We start from the raw sequence: 23,873 nt of genomic DNA on the forward strand, positions 1-23,873 counted from the left end.
ACGGGTCATGGTGCGGGCGACAGTCCGGCTTTGTGCTGTTATTCTTTAAACAGTAACAGTGGGAGTGAAAGAGACGATGTCTGATGCTGAAAGGCGAAGCTTTTTTAGAATAAATAACGAACTGACCCTGAGCTACAAACCGGTAGATGTCCATACGGTAGAGCACAACAAAGCCGAAGATCATTTTCAGGAAGATGGTCAGTCAGTGCATGTGTTCGATGAAATGGAGCGGTTGAATCATGAGGCCTCGGGGTTGCTGGCAGGGCTGGGTGAAAGCAATCGCCAGCTGGCCGATTACCTCACCATTCAAAGCAAGAAAATTGATTTGCTGGCAAACCTGCTGTCAACCCAGAATCAAAGTGGTGATGTCAAACCCACCCATGTCAATTTAAGCGAAGGCGGGCTGGCCTTTAAAACCACCAAACCCTTATATAAAGGCAGTTATCTGGCAATACGGATGATGTTCATGGGGAGCTTTTCCGTGGTGATTTGCTATGCGAGGGTGATCCGCTGTGACGAGAAAAGCCCGGATGAATATCAGGTTGCTGTCAAATTTCTCAAATTGACTGAAATACAGCAACAGGCGTTGAGCAAGAACATTCTCAAAGCGCAAATGCGTGAACGCAAGCGAAAGATTCAAAACTGAGTTGGATGGAGTTAAGGACGTACTATGAAGTTGAGGTTATTGACGTTATTGGGCGTGACCGCCATGGGCGGCGTGGCGATGCCGTTACACGCAGAGGTGATCAAGATCCCGGTTGGTCAGCAGACAACGGATCAAACGATCAGCAAGCCGGTGCTGGGCATGAGCATGGATTCTGTACTGGCCGATTATGGTGAACCATTGCAGCGTTTTGATGCGGTTGGTGAGCCGCCGATCAGTCGCTGGTTGTATGAGCAATTTACCGTCTATTTTGAGCACGATACGGTGATGCACAGTGTGATTAAGCACACGCCCAAAACTGAGTTGCAGGGGGATATAACAGATTCTACCGGGCAGTAATCCGGATCTTACGAATATGGTCAGGCCTGAGGGTCGGAATCCTGCTCAAGGGCCTGACGCAGTCTTTTCTGTTTGCGCTTTTCCCAATTGCGTACGACATGCCAGCGCCAGAATAACTGGATGCTGAAATACCCCATCAAAGAAAATACACAGGCGCAGATCAAGGAGCCAACCAACAGCGGTTTCCAAAGGCCGAGAAAGGTGCCAGTGAACCATTCCCAGGATAACTCGATGGAAAATTCACTGGGTGGCGTATCGAGTACCCAGCTGCCGAATTCATAGGTTGCGTAGAAGATGGGCGGGATGGTTACCGGGTTGCTGATCCAGACCAGGGCTACCGCGATGGGCAGGTTGGCCCTGAGGCAAAAGGCTATTAAGGCGGCGGTGGGCATTTGTCCGAGTATGGGCAGAAAGGCCACAAACAAGCCTATGGCAAAAGCCACCGATACCGAGTGCCGGTTCATATGGAACAGGTTGGGGTCGTGTAGCAGGCTGCCCAGAAACTGCAGTCCAGGGCGACTTTTTATGTCCGCCGGATCTGGAAACCAGTTCTTGAATAGTTTTTTTGCCATTGACGCCTGCCAGCCGTTACAAAACGCGCGCTATTATGCCTTCTCTGTGAACTCAAAACTATAGTCCAAAGGTAACGCTAAGGGTTATTTCCGAAAGGGGTGAATCTACCCCGACTGAGTACGCCCGGAGCGACGAGTTAAGACTGATTTAATGGTGATCAGTTCCCCTGAAAATTGACCAGTTTGGGGCCTATAACAGATCAACTATCTGCCTGGCTGCGCTGTAGGGGGTCACCTTGTTGCGAATCACCTGATCAAACAGGCTGGGCATCTTCTGTTGAACGTCCGGATTCTGATGCAGCCGCATTTCCAGCAGTTCATGAATCAGCTTTTGTAGCCATTGACTGTTCTGTTGGGAGCGCTTTTCATCAAAGGCCTGATTTTTAATGGCCAGTTCCCGGTATTCGGAAATCATATTCCAGACATCGTCGATACCACTTTTTTCCATAGCCGAGCAGGTCAGTACTCGCGGATTCCAGAAGCCACCGCCCTTGATCAGGTGGAAAGCGTTCTGATAGTGCTGGCGGGTGCGCTGGGCCAGATTGATGCTTTCACCATCGGCCTTATTGATGACCAGTGAATCGGCCAGTTCCATAATGCCCCGTTTGATGCCCTGCAGTTCGTCACCGGCGTTGGGAATCATCAACACCAAAAAGAAGTCAACCATGGCCGCCACTTCGTATTCGGACTGACCAACACCCACGGTTTCGACAATGATGACATCGTAGCCGGCGGCTTCGCACAACAGCATGGTTTCGCGAGTCTTCTGGGCGACACCGCCCATGGTGCCTTCCGAGGGAGAGGGACGGATAAAGGCGTTTTCCTGCCGGGACAATTCCTCCATACGGGTTTTATCGCCCAGAATACTGCCGCCGCGAATGGGGGAACTGGGGTCCACTGCCAGTACCGCTACTTTTTTACCCTGTTCGATCAGGTGCAAACCGAAGGATTCAATAAACGTGGATTTCCCAACCCCGGGAATACCGGTTATACCGATACGGATGCTGTTACCGGTGTGGGGCAGAATACTCTCCAGTACCTGCTGGGCTTCCATACGGTGTGAGTCCAGCTTGCTTTCCACCAGCGTGATGGCTTTGGCCAGAGCGCGGCGATTGCCTTGTTTTAGTCTATCTAAGTCAATGGATGGCATGTGTCTGAATATTTTATGAGTGTAAATGTAATAAGAGCCCCGGCGGGGCTCTTATTTGGACAGGTCAATATTAACTGTTGGCTTTATTGATCTCATCCACCACTTTACGGGCTGATACCGGAATCTTGGTGCCGGGACCAAAGATGCCCACCACACCGGCCTCATACAGGTGATCGTAATCCTGTTTTGGAATCACGCCGCCGGCAACCACCAGAATGTCATCGGCACCTTGTTTCTTCAACTCGTCAATCAGGGCTGGAACCAGAGTCTTGTGGCCGGCGGCCTGAGAGGAGACGCCTACCACGTGCACGTCGTTCTCAATGGCTTGGCGCGCCACTTCTTCCGGCGTGGAGAACATGGGCGACAGATCGATATCGAAACCGACATCGGCAAAGGCGGTAGCAATCACCTTGGCGCCACGGTCGTGACCATCCTGACCCATCTTGCACACCAGCATGCGCGGGCGTCGGCCGTGCTTGGCTTCGAAGTCGTTGATGTCGGATTGAATGGCTTGCCAGTCGGCGTCGTCCTGATAGGGGGCGCCGTAAACACCGGAAATGGTGCGAGCCTGAGCGTTAAAACGGCCGTAGATGGCTTCCAGAGCGTCGGAGATCTCACCAACGGTGGCGCGTAGACGAGCGGCTTTAACAGACAGATCAAGCAGGTTGCCGTTGCCGGTTTCGGCGGCATCGGTCAGAGCTTTCAGAGCGGCTTCAACCGCGGCGCTGTCGCGAGAACCTTTGATCTCGTCAAGACGCTTGATCTGGGATTCGCGCACGGCCAGGTTATCAACTTCGAGGATTTCCAGATCGTCTTCTTTTTCCAGGGTGTACTTGTTCACACCAACAATGACGTCTTCGCCTCGGTCAATGCGCGCTTGCTTTTTAGCGGCGGATTCTTCAATACGCAGCTTCGGCAGGCCGGCTTCGATGGCCTTGGCCATGCCGCCGTTTTCTTCGATCTCTTCAATCAATTCCCAGGCTTTGTCAGCGATGTCCTGAGTCAGAGATTCCATCATGTAGGAACCACCCCAGGGATCAACCACTTTGGTGATGCCGGTTTCTTCCTGAATGATGATCTGGGTATTACGGGCAATACGGGCAGAGAATTCAGTCGGCAGGGCAACGGCTTCGTCCAGTGCGTTGGTGTGCAGCGATTGGGTGCCACCGAATACGGACGCCATGGCCTCAATGGTGGTACGGATCACATTGTTGTACGGATCCTGTTCGGTCAGAGACCAGCCAGAGGTCTGGGAGTGGGTACGCAGCATCGAGGATTTCGGGTTCGTTGGCTTGAACTCGTCCATAATGCGGGACCACAACAGGCGGCCAGCGCGCAGCTTGGCGATTTCCATGTAGAAGTTCATGGAAATACCCCAGAAGAAGGACAGACGTGGTGCAAAGGCATCAACGTCCAAACCGGCATCCAGAGCGGTACGTACGTATTCGCGGCCGTCCGACAGGGTGTAAGCCAGTTCCAGTGCGGCATCGGCACCGGCTTCCTGAATGTGGTAACCGGAGATGGAGATGGAGTTGAACTTCGGCATATTCTCGGAGGTGTAACCGATAATATCGCCAATGATCTTCATGGATGGCGTGGGCGGGTAGATGTAGGTGTTGCGCACCATAAACTCTTTCAGAATATCGTTCTGAATGGTACCGGCCAGCTTGTCCTGGGATACGCCTTGCTCTTCAGCGGCAACGATGTAGTTGGCCAGAATCGGCAGTACGGCGCCGTTCATGGTCATGGATACGGAAACCTTGTCCAGCGGGATGCCGTCGAACAGGATTTTCATATCTTCAACAGAGTCGATGGCTACACCGGCTTTACCAACGTCACCAGTCACACGAGGGTGATCGGAGTCGTAACCACGGTGGGTCGCCAGATCGAAGGCGACGGAAACACCCTGAGCACCTGCGGCCAGGTTTTTACGGTAGAAGGCATTGGATTCTTCGGCGGTAGAGAAGCCAGCGTACTGACGAATGGTCCAGGGTCGACCGGCGTACATGGTGGCTTGCGGGCCGCGAACGTAAGGAGCCATGCCCGGCAGGGTGTCGGCGAACTCCAGATTTTCGGTATCGGCCTTGGTGTACAGCGGCTTGATATCGATACCTTCCGGCGTGTTCCAGGTCAGTTCGCTCGGGTTTTTACCTTTCAGCTGTTTGGTGGCCAGGGCTTCCCAGTCAGCGATGGTTGGTTTTTGGTCTGACATTGAGGGTCTCTCCGTCAATCGTTCTAAAATTTGGTGTTAATCCATCATCTAATCATATTGGCAAGTCTTATTGGATAAAGAGTCTTGCTGAAATGATGGACTTTATTGCGGTTTGGTCTTCGCTTTTAAGAAGATTCTTCGATGGGCTCAGAATGACACAATTGATCATCCTGAGCCCAGCGAAGGATCCAGTTGGGTGATGTATCAGTGATCACCCATCGGCTGATTCAGCTCAATCAATACACCATCACAGCTTTTCGGGTGAATAAAAATCACCTTGCTGTTGTGGGCTCCCATGGACGGCGCATCGGACAGAAACTGGTAGCCTTTTTCTCGCAGGCGAGCCACGTCGGCTTCAATGTCGTCACTGCGAAAACACAGGTGGTGCAAACCGCCGCCTTTTTTCTCCAGGTAGCCGGCAATCGGGCCTTCACCGTTGAGCGGGTGAACCAGTTCGATACTGGTTTCGGGAAGCGGGAAGAACGCGGTGCTAGTCTTGGCGCTCTCAACGTCTTCGCTGCCTTTGTAGTTCAGACCGAAGTCGTCCATAAAACGTTTGATGGCCTTTTCCAGATCGGGGACGGCGATGGCGATATGATCCAGTGCTACGATCATGTTTTTCTCCAAAGAATGTATCTCTAAAAAGTATCTCTAATAAAAATAGCGGCTCTTACTGATACCAGCAGAGCCGCAACATCAGATTAAATGGCTGTCAGAAGCTTATCAGTGGCCGCCTGACGACGCGCTGCTATTTCTTCCGGTGTTTCCACAATGATCTTCTCGTCCGGGGTGATCTTGTAGAGTGGCTGACCCTGCTTGATGATGGTGCCGTCACCTTCGATCAGAATCTTGTCAATGGTGCCGGAGAAGGGCGCATTGATCTTGTTGAACATCTTCATAACTTCGATGATGAACAAAGGCTGGCCGGCTTCGAAGTGGGTGCCTTCTTCTACAAAGGGCGGCATGCCCGGAGCCTCACAGGAGTAGAACATGCCACCGGTTGGCGCCAGAATCTCATCGGACTTGGCCACCGGAGGTGGTACCAGAACCTTGGCCATGGCGGTTTGCAGATCTTCATCGGTCAGACTGTCCGGAATGTGGATGCTGAGATCTTCATTTACTTTCAAGTCGAAGAACTGGGTGGCTTCCGCGATAAAGGGCAGTACTCCGATGATTTCGCTACCAGCCTGATAACCGGCATGGGCAGCCTGAGCCTGAATCCATTGCTCAGAATCAATGCCCGCAGGCGCTGCACCGGCCAGAGCGGCTTCAACTTCGGCATAGGTCTCAATGCCCAGCTTGGCTTTCAGTGCGTCATAGAAGGCGATGGCCTGGGTCATGATCTCATTGTCGTGATCCCAGATCATTTCGGCTGCTGGTTTGCTGTCGCAGTAGTCCATGTTCAGGAAATGATAGGTGTCGGCCAGGATGCGGATCGGATTGGCTTTCCAGTTTACCTTGCCATTTTCAATGCTGAACTTGTCCTGATACAGAGACAGCCAGCCGGCCAGCATGTGTGGTTCATCCAGCAGCATCTGCAGTGGTCGGGTCAGCAGGATGTGCTTGCGTTCGAGCACTGCTTGCAGGGCTGATTTGGCATCTTTGTCATCTACCGCGCCCAGCGCTTTCTGGCTGACTTGCTGGTAGGCATAGTTCAGATCCAGATTGTTGGCTTCCTGTTTCAGCAGACCTACAGCGGTCAGGTAAGGCACGATAAAGCGGGTGGTTGGACGGGCATTGATATTATTGCCCAGGAACCAGTTAACCAGACCGTAGTGGAACTCCAGATTGGTGGCCAAATCACTACCACGCAGATCGGTCACACGCAGCACTTCTGCCATGTGCTCGTATGTTTTGGTGCGGTCGTCACCAATACTGAGCAGCAGGGCGATATTGGAATCGTAGGCCCCGGCCAGATGGTACTTCATGAATACATCAGTATCCGGGTTGTGCATGCTGATGCCCTGATCGTCACGGATTTCACCGTCGATCGGGTCGGACCAGTTTTCAATCACGCCACCAGCGTGCGGTTGCAGCGCCTGATTGGTGGCGTTCATCCGGGCTTCAACAGAAGCCTTGCTGCGCAGGAAGCGGGAAGGCTTGGGCAGACGCTTGCCGTGAGCGGCGATCAAAACCATGGTTTCAACCAGAGATTCCACACTGAAACTGTCGTTGGCGTTTTCCGGGTTGGTGAAAGTCAGGCCGTAGCACAGCTCGGTGACACGGTGTTCTACCTGAATACGGGTGTTCATTTCCATGAAGTAGTGGGCTTCACCGTCAACGATACACTCGAAGGTACCTAGAGAATCCAGTTTTACCGCTTCACCGAAGACGGCACCTTCGTGCTCCATCTTCAGCAGGATATCCAGATCCTTCTTCAGCTGGTCCACTTCAGCAGGCTTGCCGGCTTTTTCAGCCACTGCGATGGCTTCTTCCAGTTCTTCTTTGGTGACGGAGACTTCCAGCAGTTTTTGTTCGTGCATTTGCAGGGAGCAGTCACGACCGCCCATGGTCATGCACCATTCACCGTTACCCACAACCTGAATTTCCTGGTGACGGGTGGTGTCGATGTTCATTTCGATCAGAACGTTTTTGTTGTCGCCCACACCATTGGTTTTCAGCTCGATCAGACACTCCAGTACCAGTGAAGGTACGTTTTCAGCGGCTTTCTCGACTTTTTCTTCCAGAGTTGCGCCCTCGTAGGAGTTGGCGGACTGCAGAATACGTTGACCTTTACCACCACCACCGGCGATGGCTTTCAGGCGGAAGCGGTTGTTGGGTTTCTCCGCCAGCATGCGCTTGGCTTCTACCTGCAGAGCGGCACCGATGTCGGCAGCGTCGATAATGTCGATGCCGGCTTCATAGGAGGCTGCCAGCAGGGCCAGAGCTTTTTCTTCGTCGTCTTTGCAGGCGCCAAAATCAACGCTCAGGCTGTTGTCGGCGGCACATTTTTCCAGACCGTCTTTGCCGTAGCGGGCAAACAGGGCCAGGCTGGTGGCGTTGTTCACGCCCGGGGTAACGGATACGCCGGTTTCCAGAGCGGTGCGTTTGGCCTGATCTTTCATGCCCGCCGCCTTCTGGGTGAAAGAACAGGGGCCGATAAAGTTCAGGCCGGCTTTTTCCATGGCCTCAACCATCTCGGCATCTTCTGACATAAAGCCATAGCCGGCATAAATGGAGTTATAGCCATTGCTCTTGGCAATGTTAATGATCTGCTGAATGCGTACGGCACGCTCGGCCTTGTCGGCACCGGTGTAGTCGGGTACACGGTGTACGCGAGACGGGTCGGTCAGCTTGCGCAGTTCGGGCGACAGGGCGTTTTGATAGGTGATGCTGTCTTTTTCAGACAGGAGGATGCCGTAACCGTTGATGCCCATTTCATCGAAAACGTCCATGGCTTCCTTGCGGATTGGGCCACGGCAGATGATCAGCGGGCGCATATGGGTGCAGTCAAAGCTCTTAACCCAGTTGCTGTTGGCATTGCCCAGGCGGCGGTCCTGATGGATCAGGGGGTTATTCAGGTAGTTGTCTTTAGTACTATTCATTTCAATTCTTTCCGTTGTTCCTGAAGCTTCAGAATCTTCAGGTCAATTAATGTGTTGTGGTCTGTGCTGATTAATGGAACTCACGCTGAGGACCATTGAATGGCTCTGGTGTGTAGTGACTCAGGTGGAAGTCCATTTGTTTGCACAGCACTTCACGCAAATCGGAAGGCATAACAATTTGAGAGATGGAGCCCAGGCTCAAGGCTTCATCGGGATTCATCAGTTCTTTTTCGTAACGCAGTTTCAGGGCAGCTTCCTGCTCGGCTTGCCAAGCCATAACTTCAGCTTCGGGGTCACCGGCTTTAAGGCGTGCCTTAACGGTGCCGCGAATTTCTTTCAGCTCTTTTTTGTACACGAATTCAACACCGGCCGGGCCCATAACGGCTGCGCGGGTGGACGGCAGGGCACAGACAAAGTCGGCACCGGTAGGGTAGTTATTGTAGGAGGCGTAGGCGCCGCCAAAGGCGTTACGCACAATCAACAGGAAGCGCGGAGTACGCAAGTCGATAATGGCATCGAGCATGGCACGACCGGCCTGAACGATACCGCCGTGTTCCTGATCGGTACCCGGGCGGAAACCGGTGGTATCTTCCATAAAAATGATGGGGATGTTGTACAGGTTACAGAAGCGGATAAAACGGGCGTTCTTATAGGCGGCATCGATATCGATCTGACCGGAATCCACCGCGGAGTTGTTGGCCACAAAGCCGATCACGTTACCGTTCATACGGCCCAGGGCACAGATGGTGTTGCGGGCGCGGTCTGGCTGAATTTCCAGGAAGTCACCGTGGTCACACAGTTGCTGGATCATGATGCTGATATCCAGCGGGGTGTTGAAGCCGCTTGGTGAGTTAAAGGCTTTCTTCAACAGAATGTCGATGTCCCAGGTCTTGCGATCGGCGGGATCGGAAGAGGGCTGGTGTGGGGCCAGTTCTGCGTTGTTGCTCGGCAGGTAGTTGAGCAGCTCTTTAACTTTGCGCAGAGCAGCCACTTCGTCAGGCACAACAAAATCGGTTACACCGGTAGCACTGTGTACGCCCGGGCCACCCAGTTCATCGGCGGTAACGTCTTCACCCAGTACGGATTTCACAACGCCAGGGCCGGTCAGGCCAAAGAAGGTGTCGTTAGGCTGAATCAGGAAGGAGCCCTGGCGAGGCAGGTAGGAACCACCACCGGCGTTAAAGCCGAACATGCACATAATCGATGGCACCACACCTGAAATCTTGCGTAGGGCGGTAAAGGCTTCAGCGTAGCCGTCCAGACCACCGACACCGGCAGGTACATAGGCACCGGCCGAATCGTTCATGCCTACCAGCGGAATCTTGCGCTTACCGGCCAATTCAAACAGGCGGGCCAATTTGCCGCCGTTGGTGGCGTCCATGGAGCCAGCGCGAACGGTGAAGTCATGACCGTATACCGCAACATCGCGGCCGTTGATTTTAACAATGGCGGTTACCAGTGAGGCACCGTCGAGGTTTTTACCCCAGTTTTGGTACAAAACCTGTGGATCTTCGTCGGTCAGAACGCTCAGACGCTCCCAGATGGTCATACGCTTTTTGGCGTGCTGACGCTCGATGTTTTTAACCCCTGCGGCGTTAAAAGGTTTTTGCGTCAATTCATAACCGTGCTTGAGGTTTTCTTCATACAGGCCGGGCTGATAGGAGGCCTGGCCGGGAATGCTGAATTCCATCTCTTTGGCGTCATCAAACGGGTTGACCAAGGAGGCTTTGGGTTTGTTTGAATTTGTCATGCTTCTGAGTGTTCCAACTGTTGAGTTGATGTAAAGGATCTGGCCGATTATAAAAAGTGTCTGGTCGGTCAGGTCTTCGAAAGTGGCGCCATCTTATAAGTGAATGTCTATGTTGTGAACACGACATAAGTATAATATAAAACTTGAGCTATTGTTTTTAAGTTATTGATAAGTATGGTTTTTGTGTATTTATTTTGTGTCAAAAGTTCACAAAAAATATTATTTGTATATCACAAATCCGCTCATGCATTGTCTATTTGATACAGTCGAGTTGGCAAAAAAATCCGCGAAAAGGTCAATCAAGGATAGTTTCTTCTGCGAAAAACAAGGAATTAATCGAGCATTAATTGATCTGGATGGAATAATTAACGATGGAGGCAATCGGTCGATTGAGCGAGGCGGTTAGCGATAGGATTTAATCTGCTTTTGCGCTCTGAAATCTTTGGGTGTGTAGCCCGTCCATTGTTTGAAGGCGCGGGTAAAGACCCGCGGTTCACTGAAGTCCAGACGGTTGGCCACTTCGGCAATGCTCAGGTTGCGGTTGGCGAGCAACTTGACTGCCAGATCACTGCGCAGGTTGTTTTTGATCTGTTGGTAGCTGGTGCCTTCCTCGGACAGGCGACGTCTTAAGGTTTGTTCGCTGATTTCCAGCTCTTTGGCCAGTTCGGCCGAATTGGGGAAACTCAGCCGGGCGCTGCCTTTATCCCCCAGTAGTTGGTTGATTTTTGCAGATAAACTGGTGTCTTCCCCCGGGATTGTCAACAGATCAATCGGGGCGCGCCGCAAGAATACTTCCAGTTCCTGTTTGCTCTTGATCAGCGGTTGTTCCAGATAGCTGCGATGGAATACCAACCGATTTACTTTGCTTTTGGTGTGGGTCGGACAGCGGTATAACAGCAGGAATTCTTCACTGTCGAGAGGGGTGTAGTTGATATAGGCGGCCAGTAATTTGATAGGCTTGCCAATGTACCAGCTGGCAAATCGGTGCCAGATAACGTGCCAGTACTCGATAAAAAAGTGCTCAAAGTCCAGCTCCTGACGGCGAAAGTGACTGGTGAGATAGACGTGATCGCCCTCGTACTCAAGTGACATCTGGATTTCATCGGTGACCTGATTGTAGAAACGAATCCCGCGGGTCAGCAGATCTTCCAGTGTCTCGCCGTAGGAGACCCACTCGGCCATAAGATTGAAGGTGCCAACTTTGCAGGGGCGCTCGGTAAACCCCATAAATTCGTCATTGAGTTCCTTGGCAATCAGGTCATAGAGCTTGGCCACCAAGGGGACGGCGATGCGTGCCTTGGGGTCGTTCAGGGGTTTTTCCGGGATCCGGCATTGGCGAATCAGATCGCGGGGGACCAGCCCTCTGGCTTTGGCGCCGCCAAGCGCTGTATGGATATAGTGGGTGCCAATGGTTGCCATAGAAGATCTGTTGCTATAAAAAGGCGGGCCGAGAAGTACGGCAGAGCCAGATTAACCTTAATTGTGGCCATGATACGTGAATTTTTGCCCCATAAGTAAATTGCGGGGTAATGAATCACCTGAACCCGCCGTTATCTTGGTAATTGACTGAATAAAGTGTCAGTCGATGCATTATTGTCTAACCTGAAATGGTCGTTTCATTTTTGAGGGTATGTTCTTGGCGACAGAAGAAAAACGTATACAGCCAAAACCTTTTATCGTTGTACAGGTATTAGCTGCCGGAGCTGCCGCCATCTTTTTTATTGCTGATTCAGAAATTGGCGCCATGATGGCTCTGCTGGTTTCTCTGTGTGCTTTGACGCTCAGAGAGTATCTGGATGACGGTGGTGAAGTGACTGCCTCAATTTCATCGGAGGTTGCGGCCGAGGTCGCTACAATCCGCTCCGATCTGGAGTATATGAGCGATGTCTTCGGAGTCACCTACGTTCAGATAAATGAAACTCTGGAAGATATCCATCACGTTAAAAGTGTGGTCAGTAACGCCAGTAGCAAGCTCAATGGCAGTTTGACTGGCTTGCGCGATGCCTCATCCGTCCAGAAAGAGCAGCTCAATGAGCTGGTGGCAAATCTGGTGCAGCTGGCACACCCGGAGAGTTCTGCTGAAGAGGGCGGGCAGACCTATTCGGAAATGTCCGATGAGGTGATCCACTCAATGATCAGCGCTCTCGAAGAAATTTACACGGCAGGGCGCACTTCCAGCGAACGTTTTGAATCAATGCTCAATGAAGTTGCGGTAGTCGAAGGTCTGCTTACCGATATCGTCAACATCAATGCCCAAACCAATCTTCTGGCCCTTAACGCTGCGATTGAAGCTGCCCGGGCTGGCGAGGCCGGTCGTGGGTTTGCGGTTGTGGCCGATGAGGTCAGAAATTTATCCCGTCGCACAGAAGAGTTCAGTGAGCAGATTCGCACGTCTATTGTCACTCTGTCGGGTGACATTGAGGCGGTTAAGGACAATATTGATACTGTTACCAATTTTGATGTGTCTGCACAGGCCGATTCGCAGAAACAGATCACGGATATGTGGAAGAATGTTGAAGCGCTGGCAGAGGACGCCAGTCAACGGTCTGAGCTGGTTTCTGCTGCCGCTGCTCAGATTGACAGCATGGTGGGAGACAGCATTGTACAGTTGCAGTTTGAAGACATTTCCATCCAGCAACTTCAGCAGCTGGTGGATCGTTTCGATGTCATCCGCTCGCTGATGTCCGAGTCGGTAGCCTTTTGTTCTTCTGAGGAACTCAATCAAGCCAAGTTTGAAGAGCTTCTCGATGTTTTGCGTCACTTCAAACATATTTCCGTTTCGAAACAGCAGGAATCGATGCAGGACGGCGATATCGACCTGTTTTGATTTGCAGTGACCGATTCAGGGTCTGCTGCTGAATATCACTGCTACACTCAATCCATTAACAGACTGGGGTCGGGTGGTGCATGGATATAGACTTTTTGATTCGCTCTGCAGTGTCGCTGCTGGTTATTACCTCCCCATACGATGCCGTCAAGGTGCTGTTTTTCAATAACGCCATCGCTGGCACAGGTCAGGGCACCAAGTCTGCTGCTGTAAAGGTCTGTTTCTATATTCTCTTGGTGCTGGGTGGCACGGCCATATTTGGTCGGCAATTACTGGAACTGCTTGGTGTCGATATGAACGCCTTTCGTATCACCGGTGGTTTACTCATTGTGATTATGGGTGGCGAGATGTTATTTGGTGGCGGGGGTTCACACGCTCAGGGTGAAAATGTGCGCAAAGATGGACCTGAAGAGAATGACGCGCTGTTTATTCCATTGACCCTGCCATTGATTGCTGGCCCGGGGGCCATCGCTACCACCATTTCCATTGTGGCTCACCCGGAGGCGGTCCAGCCGGTCCTCAGTGCATTGATTGCTGTGGGTATTGTGGCCTTGGTGGCTTTTCTTTCGTTTACTTGGGGCAGTCGCGCCATTCAAAAAATCAAGCCTTCCATTATGGCCAGCATCTCCAGAATCGGAGGCTTGCTGTTGGTAACCATTGGTATTCAGATGGGGTTGGTAGGGCTCAAGCAGTTTTTTGCCGGCTAAACTCAATCCCGAGTTCTGAATTCAGAACCGTTTCAAATAATCCCTGCATCCAGACTGGCTGCCATGGATAACCCCAGCTCCTGACACTGTTCCAGAAATTCCGGTTGGAAATCACCGCGACAAATCAGAGGCTTCTGTACCGTTTTCCAGCGCAGGCCAGTGGTGATGGTGTCTATTGCTCTGCGTGTGCCAGTACCGTCATGACCTGCTCGAATAAAGTAAGCGAAGGGCAGTCCCTGGGTTTGTTCAAGGCAGGGGTAGTAGCAACGGTCAAACATATCCTTAAGCGCGCCACTCATATAGCCCAGATTTTCTGTGGTGCCGAGGATAACGGCCTGAGCTGAAAGAAGATCTTCCGGTTGGGTCTCAAGTGGAGGGAGGTGCTGGATTTCGACGCATTCAGACTCATAACTGTTTGCCCCTGATACGACGGCATTCACCATGTTTCGGGTGTTATCAGAAGGCGCGTGGGCGATAAGCAACAGCTTTTTCATGGGGCGGTCGGCCTGTTGATGAAGGATTAATACCTGCTGTCCATACCCGGTCGCTTCGACCCGGACTATGGTTGCCTGAATTTTTCAGGTGTCGGTCATGTTACTGATTATTGTGGTGGTTTGCGGTGCTTTTGTCATGGGTATCTTGCCCCGGTTGCCCGATCTGCATCTGTTAGTGGTTGTGTGGATATTGTGGCTGGTTGGCGGAGCCCTTTGGTTCTTACGGGCCGCACCGATGCACACTCGCTTGAAGCAAGTCTGGTTTTGGGGGTTGGCGTTTGGCGGCTCTGCTTTATGGTGTTGCTATTGGGGGCAATCGGGTATCGATGATCGGTTGGCTGCCGAGCTGGAAAAACGGCCTGTACTTCTGGTGGGTCGAGTTGTTGGATTGCCGTCGCCGTTTGTTTTTGATTCAGCGCGCCGGGGTTACCGGTTAGTCATCGCGGTTGAATACGGTTGTATTAAGGTGCAGCCAGATTGTTCAGATGGACGGGTAGAGCTGCCCGATCAGGTCAGGGTTAACTGGTACGGAGATCGTGCTCCTGCCAGTGGTGAGCGCTGGCAGCTGCTGGTAAAGCTCAAGCGGCCCCATGGTTATCAGAATCCCGGCGGCTTTGATTATGAACGTTGGCTTTTGAGTCGGGGGATTGGGGCCACGGGTTATGTGCGGGATTCTGAGCACAATCGTCGACTTGCTTCGGCCAATATCGGGTCAATCGACTCACTTCGCGATGACGTAAGAACTGCTTTGGTATTGGCTGCCGATATTTCAGGAGAGACTGACGGGCTGGGTTTGTTGTTGGCGCTGTTGTTGGGTGACAAAAGTCATCTGACCGAAACCCAGCGCCAACCCATGCAGTCTCTTGGTCTGGCTCACCTGTTGGCCATTTCCGGATTGCATATTGGGCTGGCTGCCGGGGTAGGCGGGTTTATTGGTGTATTGATCGGCCGCAGCCTCAATGTCTGTTGTCATGGGTTGGTGATTGCGCCGGTAGCGATGTTGATCTGTGGCTGGCTGCTGGCCTGTCTGTATGCCGCCATGGCGGGTTTTTCTTTGCCGACTCAACGGGCGCTGATCATGCTGACAGTCTGGGGGTTATTGATGTTGTCCGGTGTCAGCGTCAGTGCCTGGCTGTCCTGGTGGCTGGCTATGGCGGTGGTGTTATTGGTGCAACCGCTGAGCTTTTATGATGTCGGGTTCTGGTTGTCCTTTGGTGCTGTTGCGGTTTTGATTGCCAGTTTTCGAGGTGGGTATCAACAGTCCGGGTCGTTTTGGCTGGGCTTATTGCAGGCACAGTGGGTGCTGTTGTTGGGGGTTGGCCTGTTGCAATGGTTTGCCGGGTTACCGGTCACTTTGCTGGCGCCCTTTGCCAATATTGTGGCAGTACCACTTGTGAGTTTTTTGGTGACTCCCTTGCTGTTTCTGATGTTGTTTGGCTACTTTGTGGATGATGGATTGTTTCTGTTTTTGGCCGAGTTGTCTCTGACGTTACTGGGTCAATTTTCGGTGGCTGTGGTACAAATTGCTGACGCTGCAGCCGTGTTTGAACGCTGGTGGCTGTTTGAGCCAGTAGCGATATCAGGTGATGTTGCCCGTATCAGTGCCCTTGCTGGTTTGGTGCTGTGGTTGTTGCCGCTGCCTGTTTTATTCAGGTGTTTGTCGGCTCTGGCAGTGGGGCTGGGTTTTTTGGGGGATGTTGATAGAGAGGGTACCAGAGACGTTGACGGTCTGGTGGTGCGGGTTCTCGATGTTGGTCAAGGGCTGGCCGTCATGATTCATCATCGGGATCGGCACTGGCTGGTTGATACAGGGCGAGATTTTCATTTTTCATTCGTGTTGGAACCCTATTTACGCAGTCAAAATATCCAGCAACTAACCGGCCTGTTTGTCAGTCACGGCGACAGCGATCATGCGGGATCTCTGAGTCATGTTCTTGAAGGTTACCCTGTCGATTTCCTTTATATGGGGCAGGATGATGTATTAATGGCAACTCAGGTTGGATTCCATCCCTGTAATGTCGATCGTCAATGGTCGATTGATGGCGTTGGCTTCGAAACGTTGGGTTGGCAAAGCCAGCAATCAATGGCAGGGGTAGAGGACAGCAATAATCACTCCTGTGTGCTGTTGATCAGTTATGCTGGCGTCAGAATTCTGTTGCCCGGCGATATAGAGATTGAGCGAGAACGGGATCTTTTGGGGCACAGGGCGTTGCAGGCTGACGTGGATGTTGTGCTGGTGCCACATCATGGTAGTAGAACGTCTTCGAGTCCGTCCTTTATTGATGGGTTGAAACCGGATTGGGCGCTGGTCAGCGCCGGTTACCTTAATCAATATGGGCACCCGGCCACATCGGTGGTGGATCGCTATCGTGCCAATGGTGCCCGGGTGCTGCTCACCGCAGAAGAGGGAGCCATTACCGTGGTTATTGCCTCCAATGGCAAATACGAGGTTCGCGGTTTCAGGTCGGAACAGCAACGGTATTGGCGTTAGCATTTCGCCATTCCCAAGCCCGTTGAATATGGTAAAGTCTTTGGATTCGCTGATGGGGGAAGCGATTGCGGCAGAGTTGGTCTAATTCTGTGCCAATTGGTGCTCAAGCGTTCACCTCGATCAATGTGTTGTTTGCTTTTTTAAGGCTTATCCATATAAGCCATCAGATAAGAATTAATGATTAAGGGATTCTCGCGTGCTTGAGATAGTTTCTGCCGGTGGTTGGCTAATGCTGCCGATTATTCTGTGTTCTGTTGCTGTAATTGCCATCTCCGTTGAACGCTATTGGACATTAAACCCCGACAAAATTGCGCCAAGACCCCTGCTGGCACAGGTGTGGGGTTGGTTGCGCAATAACCAGATGGATGCCGGTAAGCTGAAAGAGCTTAAACAGTCTTCTGAGTTGGGCAAAATACTGGCCGCAGGGTTGAGTAATTCCCGTCATGGTCGCGAGGTGATGAAAGACAGTATTCAGGAGGCGGCCAACCAGGTTGTGCACGATCTTGAACGTTATCTGGGGGCGCTGGGTACCATTGCCGCGATTGCCCCTTTGCTTGGTTTGCTGGGTACCGTGCTCGGCATGATCAAGGTGTTTACTGCGATTATGATGCAGGGCACGGGCAATGCCGGGGTTCTGGCTGGCGGTATTTCCGAGGCCCTGATTACTACCGCAGCCGGTCTGTGCGTTGCTATTCCTGCGATGATCCTGCATCGCTATTTCTGTCGTAAAGTCGACGGTTTGATGGTTGTGATGGAACAGGATGCCGTCAAACTGGTGGATGCGCTCCACTCTGAGCGTCGAGTTGATGTCAAAGAAAACGGGCAGGGCTGAAGCGTGAAGTTCAAACGCCAGACCAAAGAAGAAGAGAGTATCAACCTGACACCCTTGATTGATGTGGTGTTTCTGCTGCTGATCTTCTTTATGGTGTCGACTACCTTTACCAAGGAAACACACCTTAAAGTGGATCTGCCGGAAGCCGTTGGTGAACCTGGTATCAAACAGAGTGAACCACTGGAAATTCTGATCAGCGCTCAGGGGGATTATTCGGTCAACGGCAAGGCTCTGGTCAATAACCAGATGAAGACCCTGAAGAAGGCTTTACTGGAGGTGTCGCAAGGGCAGCTGGATCAGCCATTGATCATTACTGCAGATGCTAAAACCCCACATCAAGCGGTTGTAACCGCCATGGACGCCGCTGGCCAGGCAGGCTTTGTTCACCTGAGTATGACCACTCGCAAGCCCGCTGAAGAAGAGTAACGCTGCATGGCCGATGAGCAACGAGTGTTGTCCGCCTGGTATCAAGGGCGTTGGTGGCTTTACTTGCTGTTGCCGCTTGCCTGGTTGTTGCAATTATTGGCCTGTTTGCGGCGTTGGTGGTTGCAATCAAGAGCACAACCATTAGCGGCATCGGTGATTGTGGTGGGCAATATTGCCATAGGTGGCACCGGCAAAACGCCTTTGATCATAGTGCTTGCCCGACATCTTGTGGCTCAAGGTTATAAACCCGGCGTAATCAGTCGCGGTTATGGTGGGCGTGCTCCCCATTATCCCTTTGATGTTACGTCGTTATCTGATCCGGCCCACAGTGGCGATGAGCCCTTGCTGATCGCCATGGAGACCCAGTGCCCGGTGGTGGTTGGTTCGGATCGTATAAAATCAGCCGAGCGACTGATACAAAAGTTTGGCTGTGATGTCATTCTGAGCGATGACGGCCTGCAGCATTATCGATTAGCCCGACAATTTGAAATCTGCGTAGTAGATGGCCGTCGTCAGATGGGTAACGGCTTTTGCATGCCGGCCGGCCCTTTACGTGAATCTCCCGAAAGACTTCTGAGTGTCGACTGTGTGGTTGTCAACGGCGAGGAACCTTTGCAGACCAAATCGGTTGATGCCGTTGCGCACATGATCCTCAAGCCAACCGCCTGGAAGCGAGTGGGCAGCGACTATGACGGTGTCTGTCAGGCCGCTGTCGGCGATCAACCTTGGAATACTGAAGATGCTGCTGTCATCTCTGCCATTACGGGTATTGGCAATCCCCAGCGATTCTTCGATACCCTCGCAACATTGGGGTTGAAGGTTGATGGCAGGGCATTTGCGGACCACCACGCTTTTTCGCCAGCGGATCTCGCATTTGTTGGTGACTCGCCATTGGTGATGACGGCCAAGGATGCCGTTAAGTGTCGTAATTTTGCACGACCGGACTGGTGGTATCTGGCCGTAGAAGCGCAAATCGATAAAGTCTTTTGGGAAACGCTGGATAATTTTTTGGAGAACAACAATGAGTGATTCGATGGACGTTAAATTTACCGTGGTAATTCCAGCCCGATACGACTCCAGTCGCCTTCCCGGAAAGCCGTTGGAGCTGATTGCCGGCAAGCCAATGATTCAGCATGTCTATGAGCAGGCAATGAAAAGCAGTGCCTCACGTGTGATTGTTGCAACGGATGACCAACGGATTATCAACGCCGTACAGGGGTTTGGCGGTGAATGCTTTCTGACCTGTATTGATCACGAATCAGGAACTGATCGGATTCAGGAGGTTGTGGCCTCCCTGAAGTTCGATGAAGACGACATTGTGGTCAATGTTCAAGGCGATGAGCCCATGATTCCACCGAGTGTGATCGATCAGGTGGCCAAAAACCTGGCGAGTAACCCTGAAGCCAGTGCTGCGACACTGTCCGATCCCATTGCCAGTATTGAAGAATTTACTGATCCCAATGCGGTGAAAGTGGTTACCGATAAAAACGGGTTTGCACTCTACTTCAGTCGTGCATCGATTCCCTGGCCACGCAATACCTTTGCAGCAACCAAGAGTATCCTGCCTGTGCAACCCGGTTTTTTTCGTCACATAGGCATTTATGCCTACCGGGTGAAGTTGCTGCACGAGTTCCAGTTGTGGCCCGTGACTCTGATTGAAGAACTTGAGTGTCTAGAGCAGCTCAGAATCATGTGGAATGGCCACAGAATTCATGTGGGGCATGCTTGCGAACTGGTGCCAGGCGGCGTGGATACGCCCGAGGATCTGGCGCGGGTACGCGGCATATTCGAAGAAGACGGTTTGTTGTAATCAAGGGATCTGTGGTGAGCGTAAACGTATTATTTGTGTGTCTGGGAAATATCTGTCGTTCACCGACTGCCCATGGCGTGTTTGAAATGCTGGTTCAGCGAGCCGGTCTATCGGATGCCATCACCACGGATTCCGCAGGTACAGCAGCCTGGCATACGGGCAAATCCCCGGATCCCCGTTCTGCGGCTGCGGCGGCCGCAAGAGGTTATGACTTAACCCACCTTCGAGCCCGTCAGGTGCAACCTTCGGATTTTGATGAATTTGATTATGTGTTGGCCATGGATTCGCAAAATTTTGCCGAACTGAAGGCGATCCAGCCTGAAGGCTATAAAGGTTGTCTGGCGCTGTTTTTGAATTTTGCAGACGCTGATGAGTCCGAGGTGCCCGACCCCTACTATGGCGGGACGCAGGGATTCGAACAGGTTCTGGATCTGGTTGAGGATGCAGCACAAGGGTTGCTGGAAGATATCCGGGTTCGCCACGGGGTGGGTTCACAGTGATTGTTCATGGCGCAGATCTTCAACCATTCAATACCTTGAATGTGGCCGCTCAGGCGGATTATTTCGTCGAAGTAAAATCCCTTGATGATCTCAGTCGAGCTCTGCAGTGGCGCAAGCAGCAAAGTATCAACGCCGAGCGGGATATCCCCATTATGGTACTCGGTGGTGGCAGCAATTTGGTGTTGGCTGATGATTTCCATGGTCTGGTGATCAAAATGGCCATCACGGATAAAGACGTGGTCAAGGAAGACGATCAGCATGTTTGGCTACGAGCCGGCGCGGGTGAAAACTGGCACGAATTAATTAAGTACTGCATGGGGTTCCACTACTGGGGCTTGGAAAATATGGCTCTGATTCCGGGCAGTGTCGGTGCTGCACCGATTCAGAATATTGGGGCTTACGGTACCGAATTGTGTGATGTTTTCGCCGAGTTGAGTGCGGTGGAGATCAGCAGTGGCGTGAGCGTCAATTTTGATCGCGATGCCTGTCGTTTCGGCTATCGTGACAGTATTTTCAAACAGAGATTCAAAGATCGCTACATCATTACATCGGTCACCCTGAAGTTGCCGCTGGAGTCATCCCCTGCGATTCGATATCCGGCATTGCAGCAGTATTTTGATGAACGCAATATTGTCGATCCAACGCACTTTCAGGTGTTTGATGCCGTGTGCGATATCCGTCGCAGTAAATTACCGGATCCAGAGACGTTACCAAACGTCGGTAGTTTTTTTAAAAACCCGATGGTTGTTGAGTCCGTATATACCAGTCTGAAACAGGCGCACCCGGACATTGTGGCCTACCCGGACGACAAGGGCATGTTCAAGCTGGCGGCCGGCTGGTTGATTGATCAGGCGGGCTGGCGTGGCTATCGTGACGGTGACGTTGCCGTGCATGAGCGTCAGGCTCTGGTGATCGTCAATCCGGGGCAGGGCAATGGCCGTGATGTGTTGTCGCTGGCGTCCAGGATTCAGGATGATATAGCTCAGCGCTTTGGCGTTGATCTCGAAATTGAGCCTCGGGTTTACGCCTGAGTTAAACTTTGTTGTGCCCTATGTCTGATCAAATTGATTTATTTGCCGATGGCAGTGGATCTGAAATTTCTTTACCCGATGCAAAGCTGGATTTCTTTCCCGGTTTTATCGGAACGGATTTGGCGGATCGCTGGTTAACCGAGCTACAGCAGTCGTTAAATTGGGAACAGTCGACCATCACCATGTATGGCAAGCCGGTGCTTATTCCCCGTATGAATGCCTGGTACGGAGACGACGATTGTGACTATCGTTACTCGGGTTTGACGATGACTCGCAACGACTGGTCGCCGCTGCTGTTGACTATCCGTCAGCTGATCCAGGATAAAACCGGGTACGATTTTAATTCGGTTCTGGCCAACTGGTACCGAGATGGCAACGACAGTGTTGGCTGGCACAGTGATGATGAGCCAGAGCTGGGCAAGAACCCGGTTATTGCCTCGATCAGTCTCGGGACAACCCGGCGATTTGTTATGAAGCACCGTCGGCGTAAGGATTTGGCGCCATTTGAGTTGTCTTTAAGCCATGGTTCACTGCTGGTGATGTCGGGGTCAACCCAGCATTTCTGGTATCATACGATTCCCAAGCAACGGGGTGTCACAGATGCGCGCATCAATTTGACCTTCCGCCAAATTTGTAATTGAACTCTGCCTTGAGACGGTCTGTACACTGATTTTATGTCCAATTCATCTTCCAGCGATCAGTTCGATGCCTCGGCTTTTCTAAAGCAGGTGACCACTCAGGCGGGTGTGTATCAGATGTACGACGGAGAAGGTACCATCCTCTACGTCGGCAAGGCCAAAAATCTTAAAAACCGGTTGAGCAGCTATTTCCGTAGCTCAGGACTGGCAGTTAAAACCCGCGCTCTGGTCAGTAAAATTCAGCACATTGAGGTCACGATTACCTCTACGGAAATGGAGGCTTTGCTGCTGGAGCAAAATCTGATCAAGCAGCAGCGTCCGCCCTATAATATTTTGCTGCGAGACGATAAATCCTATCCCTATATCCGGCTCACTCAGCAAGATGAATTTCCACGCCTGTCCATGCATCGTGGTGCCAAACGCAAGTCGGATCGCTATTTTGGCCCATTCCCAAATGTCGGAGCAGTCAAATCGAGCTTGGCTTTTTTACAAAAAACCTTTCGCACTCGCCAGTGTGAAGACAGTGTATTTGGCAATCGCAGCAGGCCCTGTTTGCAATATCAGATCAATCGTTGCACGGCACCTTGTGTCGGACTGATCAGTGCCGAAGACTACGCTCAGGATATGCGCCATGTCGAAATGTTCCTCAGTGGCAAAAGTCAGGAGCTGATCTCTGAGTTGGTGGCGGACATGGAGCGGGCATCAGAAAATCTCGAGTTTGAAAAAGCTGCGGTCGCTCGCGATCAGATTGCGGCGATGCAAAAGGTCCAGGCGCAACAAGTGATTGAAGGCGGCATAGGCAATCTGGATGTTGTGGCTTATGTGCAAAAAAATGGTGTCGTGTGTGTGCAGGTGCTCTATGTACGTGAAGGCAGAATTCTTGGCAGTAAAAGCCATTTCCCCAAGGTTCAGCTGCTGGAAAGTGATGAGGAAGTTTTCAAGTCCTTTCTGGAGCAGTATTACCTGCAGGGCACTGAGCGCGATTACCCGAGAGAAGTCTTGTTAAGTCAGCCATTAACCGGGCTTGAGCCTCTGGCAGACGCTTTACGACAACAATTGGGTTACACCATAGTGTTTCAGAATCAGTGTCGAGGACAGCGCAACAAGTGGCTGCAACTGGGTAAAAATGCTGCAGCAGAAAATTTGCAGGCGCGTCTGGTCAGCAAACAGAATGTTCAGCAGCGGTTTGAGGCGCTGCAGCAGGTGCTGGGTCTGGAGCAGATGCCAGAACGACTGGAGTGTTTCGATATCAGTCACAGTCATGGCGAGCTGACGACCGCTTCCTGTGTTGTGTTTGATGGCAACGGTCCTTTGAAAAGTGACTACCGGCGTTTCAATATCGAGGGTATTACCGCCGGTGATGATTATGCGGCCATGGCCCAGGCTCTGGAACGTCGCTATACCCGGCTACAGAAAGGAGAGGGTGTATTCCCCGACATTTTGCTGGTCGATGGGGGCAAGGGCCAGATGACTCAGGCCAGAGAGGTGTTTGCCGAGTTGGGCGTATCCGATGTGCTGTTAATTGGTGTGGCCAAAGGCAGCACCCGAAAAGCCGGATTTGAAACCCTGTTGCTGGGTGATAGCGGTCGTGAGCTCAGTCTGGATTCAGATAATCCGGCGCTGCATCTGATTCAGCATATACGCGATGAGGCGCATCGTTTTGCCATCACTGGCCATAAGCAACGGCGTGATAAAAAGCGCCGCACATCACGGCTTGAAGACATTCCCGGTATTGGTGCCAAGCGACGCAAAGCCCTGCTGCATCATTTTGGTGGCATGCAAGGTGTAGAAAAAGCCAGCATTGATGATCTGGCCCGTGTACCATTGATCAGTAAAAAAATTGCCGAAGAGATCTACGGCGCTTTACACTCTCATTAATTGAAAT

Annotated in this window: 21 protein-coding genes; 13 read left to right on the forward strand and 8 right to left on the reverse strand. The window is 51.9% G+C overall.

The genetic code is table 11. The features are described from left to right. Positions 1–76 precede the first annotated feature (76 nt). Together ACPXV9_RS14570 and ACPXV9_RS14575 are read left to right on the forward strand one after the other, a co-directional pair. Positions 77–646 (forward strand): PilZ domain-containing protein, encoded by a 570-nt coding sequence (locus ACPXV9_RS14570; protein WP_423898530.1) that lies wholly within the window; start codon positions 77–79, stop codon positions 644–646. Between the two features lie 24 nt (positions 647–670). Further along, positions 671–1,003 carry a hypothetical protein gene (locus tag ACPXV9_RS14575; protein WP_423898533.1) on the forward strand — a complete coding sequence of 111 codons (333 nt, stop codon included), beginning with the start codon at positions 671–673 and terminating at the stop codon, positions 1,001–1,003. A gap of 20 nt (positions 1,004–1,023) precedes the next feature. On the opposite strand, the gene ACPXV9_RS14580 is transcribed toward ACPXV9_RS14575, so the two are convergent. From ACPXV9_RS14580 to ACPXV9_RS14610, 7 genes are all read right to left on the reverse strand, one after another. Continuing rightward, complete coding sequence (locus ACPXV9_RS14580; protein WP_423898534.1) at positions 1,024–1,575, reverse strand: DUF2062 domain-containing protein; 552 nt, start codon at positions 1,573–1,575, stop codon at positions 1,024–1,026. 190 nt (positions 1,576–1,765) lie between these two features. After that, positions 1,766–2,725: a methylmalonyl Co-A mutase-associated GTPase MeaB gene (meaB, locus tag ACPXV9_RS14585; RefSeq protein WP_423898537.1), complete on the reverse strand. Its 960-nt coding sequence runs from the start codon at positions 2,723–2,725 to the stop codon at positions 1,766–1,768. 70 nt (positions 2,726–2,795) lie between these two features. Beyond that, positions 2,796–4,937 carry a methylmalonyl-CoA mutase gene (gene scpA, locus ACPXV9_RS14590; protein ID WP_423898538.1) on the reverse strand — a complete coding sequence of 714 codons (2,142 nt, stop codon included), beginning with the start codon at positions 4,935–4,937 and terminating at the stop codon, positions 2,796–2,798. A gap of 204 nt (positions 4,938–5,141) precedes the next feature. Beyond that, entirely contained in the window at positions 5,142–5,552 is a 411-nt protein-coding gene (gene mce, locus ACPXV9_RS14595; RefSeq protein ID WP_423898541.1) for a methylmalonyl-CoA epimerase, read from the reverse strand. A gap of 86 nt (positions 5,553–5,638) precedes the next feature. Next, a complete protein-coding gene (locus tag ACPXV9_RS14600; RefSeq protein ID WP_423898544.1) occupies positions 5,639–8,482 on the reverse strand; it encodes a biotin/lipoyl-containing protein in 2,844 nt (947 codons plus the stop codon). A gap of 70 nt (positions 8,483–8,552) precedes the next feature. Further along, on the reverse strand, positions 8,553–10,232 hold the full coding sequence (locus tag ACPXV9_RS14605; protein WP_423898547.1) for an acyl-CoA carboxylase subunit beta: 1,680 nt from the start codon (positions 10,230–10,232) through the stop codon (positions 8,553–8,555). 402 nt (positions 10,233–10,634) lie between these two features. Then, the gene (locus ACPXV9_RS14610; protein WP_423898550.1) at positions 10,635–11,651 is read right to left on the reverse strand and encodes an AraC family transcriptional regulator ligand-binding domain-containing protein; all 1,017 of its coding nucleotides are present in this window, start codon (positions 11,649–11,651) and stop codon (positions 10,635–10,637) included. 217 nt (positions 11,652–11,868) lie between these two features. Here ACPXV9_RS14610 and ACPXV9_RS14615 point away from each other — a divergent pair, with 217 nt between their 5' ends. Beyond that, positions 11,869–13,059 carry a methyl-accepting chemotaxis protein gene (locus ACPXV9_RS14615; RefSeq protein WP_423898552.1) on the forward strand — a complete coding sequence of 397 codons (1,191 nt, stop codon included), beginning with the start codon at positions 11,869–11,871 and terminating at the stop codon, positions 13,057–13,059. Positions 13,060–13,139: 80 nt separating this feature from the next. After that, a complete protein-coding gene (locus ACPXV9_RS14620; RefSeq protein WP_423898555.1) occupies positions 13,140–13,766 on the forward strand; it encodes a MarC family protein in 627 nt (208 codons plus the stop codon). A 32-nt stretch (positions 13,767–13,798) separates the two neighbouring features. Here ACPXV9_RS14620 and ACPXV9_RS14625 read toward each other — a convergent pair whose 3' ends face one another. Further along, a complete protein-coding gene (locus tag ACPXV9_RS14625; protein ID WP_423898557.1) occupies positions 13,799–14,260 on the reverse strand; it encodes a flavodoxin family protein in 462 nt (153 codons plus the stop codon). Between the two features lie 97 nt (positions 14,261–14,357). On the opposite strand from ACPXV9_RS14625, the gene ACPXV9_RS14630 reads away from it, so the two are divergent. The 9 genes from ACPXV9_RS14630 (at position 14,358) to uvrC (ending at position 23,866) form a co-directional block, all read left to right on the forward strand. Beyond that, positions 14,358–16,751 (forward strand): DNA internalization-related competence protein ComEC/Rec2, encoded by a 2,394-nt coding sequence (locus ACPXV9_RS14630; protein ID WP_423898560.1) that lies wholly within the window; start codon positions 14,358–14,360, stop codon positions 16,749–16,751. A 196-nt stretch (positions 16,752–16,947) separates the two neighbouring features. After that, positions 16,948–17,583, forward strand: coding sequence for a MotA/TolQ/ExbB proton channel family protein (locus ACPXV9_RS14635; RefSeq protein ID WP_423898563.1), 636 nt, complete (start codon positions 16,948–16,950; stop codon positions 17,581–17,583). A 3-nt stretch (positions 17,584–17,586) separates the two neighbouring features. Then, positions 17,587–18,009: an ExbD/TolR family protein gene (locus tag ACPXV9_RS14640; RefSeq protein WP_423898566.1), complete on the forward strand. Its 423-nt coding sequence runs from the start codon at positions 17,587–17,589 to the stop codon at positions 18,007–18,009. Positions 18,010–18,015: 6 nt separating this feature from the next. Next, entirely contained in the window at positions 18,016–19,038 is a 1,023-nt protein-coding gene (gene lpxK, locus ACPXV9_RS14645) for a tetraacyldisaccharide 4'-kinase (protein WP_423898568.1), read from the forward strand. Beyond that, positions 19,031–19,819 (forward strand): 3-deoxy-manno-octulosonate cytidylyltransferase, encoded by a 789-nt coding sequence (gene kdsB / locus ACPXV9_RS14650; RefSeq protein WP_423898571.1) that lies wholly within the window; start codon positions 19,031–19,033, stop codon positions 19,817–19,819. Before lpxK ends, kdsB begins: the two co-directional genes overlap by 8 nt. A gap of 11 nt (positions 19,820–19,830) precedes the next feature. After that, on the forward strand, positions 19,831–20,319 hold the full coding sequence (locus ACPXV9_RS14655; protein WP_423898573.1) for a low molecular weight protein-tyrosine-phosphatase: 489 nt from the start codon (positions 19,831–19,833) through the stop codon (positions 20,317–20,319). Next, complete coding sequence (gene murB, locus ACPXV9_RS14660) at positions 20,316–21,350, forward strand: UDP-N-acetylmuramate dehydrogenase (protein ID WP_423898575.1); 1,035 nt, start codon at positions 20,316–20,318, stop codon at positions 21,348–21,350. The genes ACPXV9_RS14655 and murB overlap by 4 nt, the downstream gene beginning before the upstream one ends. A gap of 20 nt (positions 21,351–21,370) precedes the next feature. Then, on the forward strand, positions 21,371–21,991 hold the full coding sequence (locus tag ACPXV9_RS14665) for an alpha-ketoglutarate-dependent dioxygenase AlkB family protein (protein WP_423898578.1): 621 nt from the start codon (positions 21,371–21,373) through the stop codon (positions 21,989–21,991). 33 nt (positions 21,992–22,024) lie between these two features. Next, complete coding sequence (gene uvrC, locus ACPXV9_RS14670) at positions 22,025–23,866, forward strand: excinuclease ABC subunit UvrC (protein WP_423898581.1); 1,842 nt, start codon at positions 22,025–22,027, stop codon at positions 23,864–23,866. Positions 23,867–23,873 lie beyond the last annotated feature (7 nt).

The sequence above is a fragment of the Candidatus Pelagadaptatus aseana genome (assembly GCF_040362265.1).
Classification (GTDB): Bacteria; Pseudomonadota; Gammaproteobacteria; order Pseudomonadales; family Cellvibrionaceae; genus Pelagadaptatus; species Pelagadaptatus aseana.

Bases quoted from the DNA above. Each gene is read 5' to 3' on its own strand.
- ACPXV9_RS14570 (WP_423898530.1), top strand. From the start codon at position 77: ATGTCTGATGCTGAAAGGCGAAGCTTTTTTAGAATAAATAACGAACTG.
- ACPXV9_RS14575 (WP_423898533.1), top strand. From the start codon at position 671: ATGAAGTTGAGGTTATTGACGTTATTGGGCGTGACCGCCATGGGCGGC.
- ACPXV9_RS14580 (WP_423898534.1), bottom strand. From the start codon at position 1,575: ATGGCAAAAAAACTATTCAAGAACTGGTTTCCAGATCCGGCGGACATA.
- meaB (WP_423898537.1), bottom strand. From the start codon at position 2,725: ATGCCATCCATTGACTTAGATAGACTAAAACAAGGCAATCGCCGCGCT.
- scpA (WP_423898538.1), bottom strand. From the start codon at position 4,937: ATGTCAGACCAAAAACCAACCATCGCTGACTGGGAAGCCCTGGCCACC.
- mce (WP_423898541.1), bottom strand. From the start codon at position 5,552: ATGATCGTAGCACTGGATCATATCGCCATCGCCGTCCCCGATCTGGAA.
- ACPXV9_RS14600 (WP_423898544.1), bottom strand. From the start codon at position 8,482: ATGAATAGTACTAAAGACAACTACCTGAATAACCCCCTGATCCATCAG.
- ACPXV9_RS14605 (WP_423898547.1), bottom strand. From the start codon at position 10,232: ATGACAAATTCAAACAAACCCAAAGCCTCCTTGGTCAACCCGTTTGAT.
- ACPXV9_RS14610 (WP_423898550.1), bottom strand. From the start codon at position 11,651: ATGGCAACCATTGGCACCCACTATATCCATACAGCGCTTGGCGGCGCC.
- ACPXV9_RS14620 (WP_423898555.1), top strand. From the start codon at position 13,140: ATGGATATAGACTTTTTGATTCGCTCTGCAGTGTCGCTGCTGGTTATT.
- ACPXV9_RS14625 (WP_423898557.1), bottom strand. From the start codon at position 14,260: ATGAAAAAGCTGTTGCTTATCGCCCACGCGCCTTCTGATAACACCCGA.
- ACPXV9_RS14630 (WP_423898560.1), top strand. From the start codon at position 14,358: ATGTTACTGATTATTGTGGTGGTTTGCGGTGCTTTTGTCATGGGTATC.
- lpxK (WP_423898568.1), top strand. From the start codon at position 18,016: ATGGCCGATGAGCAACGAGTGTTGTCCGCCTGGTATCAAGGGCGTTGG.
- kdsB (WP_423898571.1), top strand. From the start codon at position 19,031: ATGAGTGATTCGATGGACGTTAAATTTACCGTGGTAATTCCAGCCCGA.
- ACPXV9_RS14665 (WP_423898578.1), top strand. From the start codon at position 21,371: ATGTCTGATCAAATTGATTTATTTGCCGATGGCAGTGGATCTGAAATT.
- uvrC (WP_423898581.1), top strand. From the start codon at position 22,025: ATGTCCAATTCATCTTCCAGCGATCAGTTCGATGCCTCGGCTTTTCTA.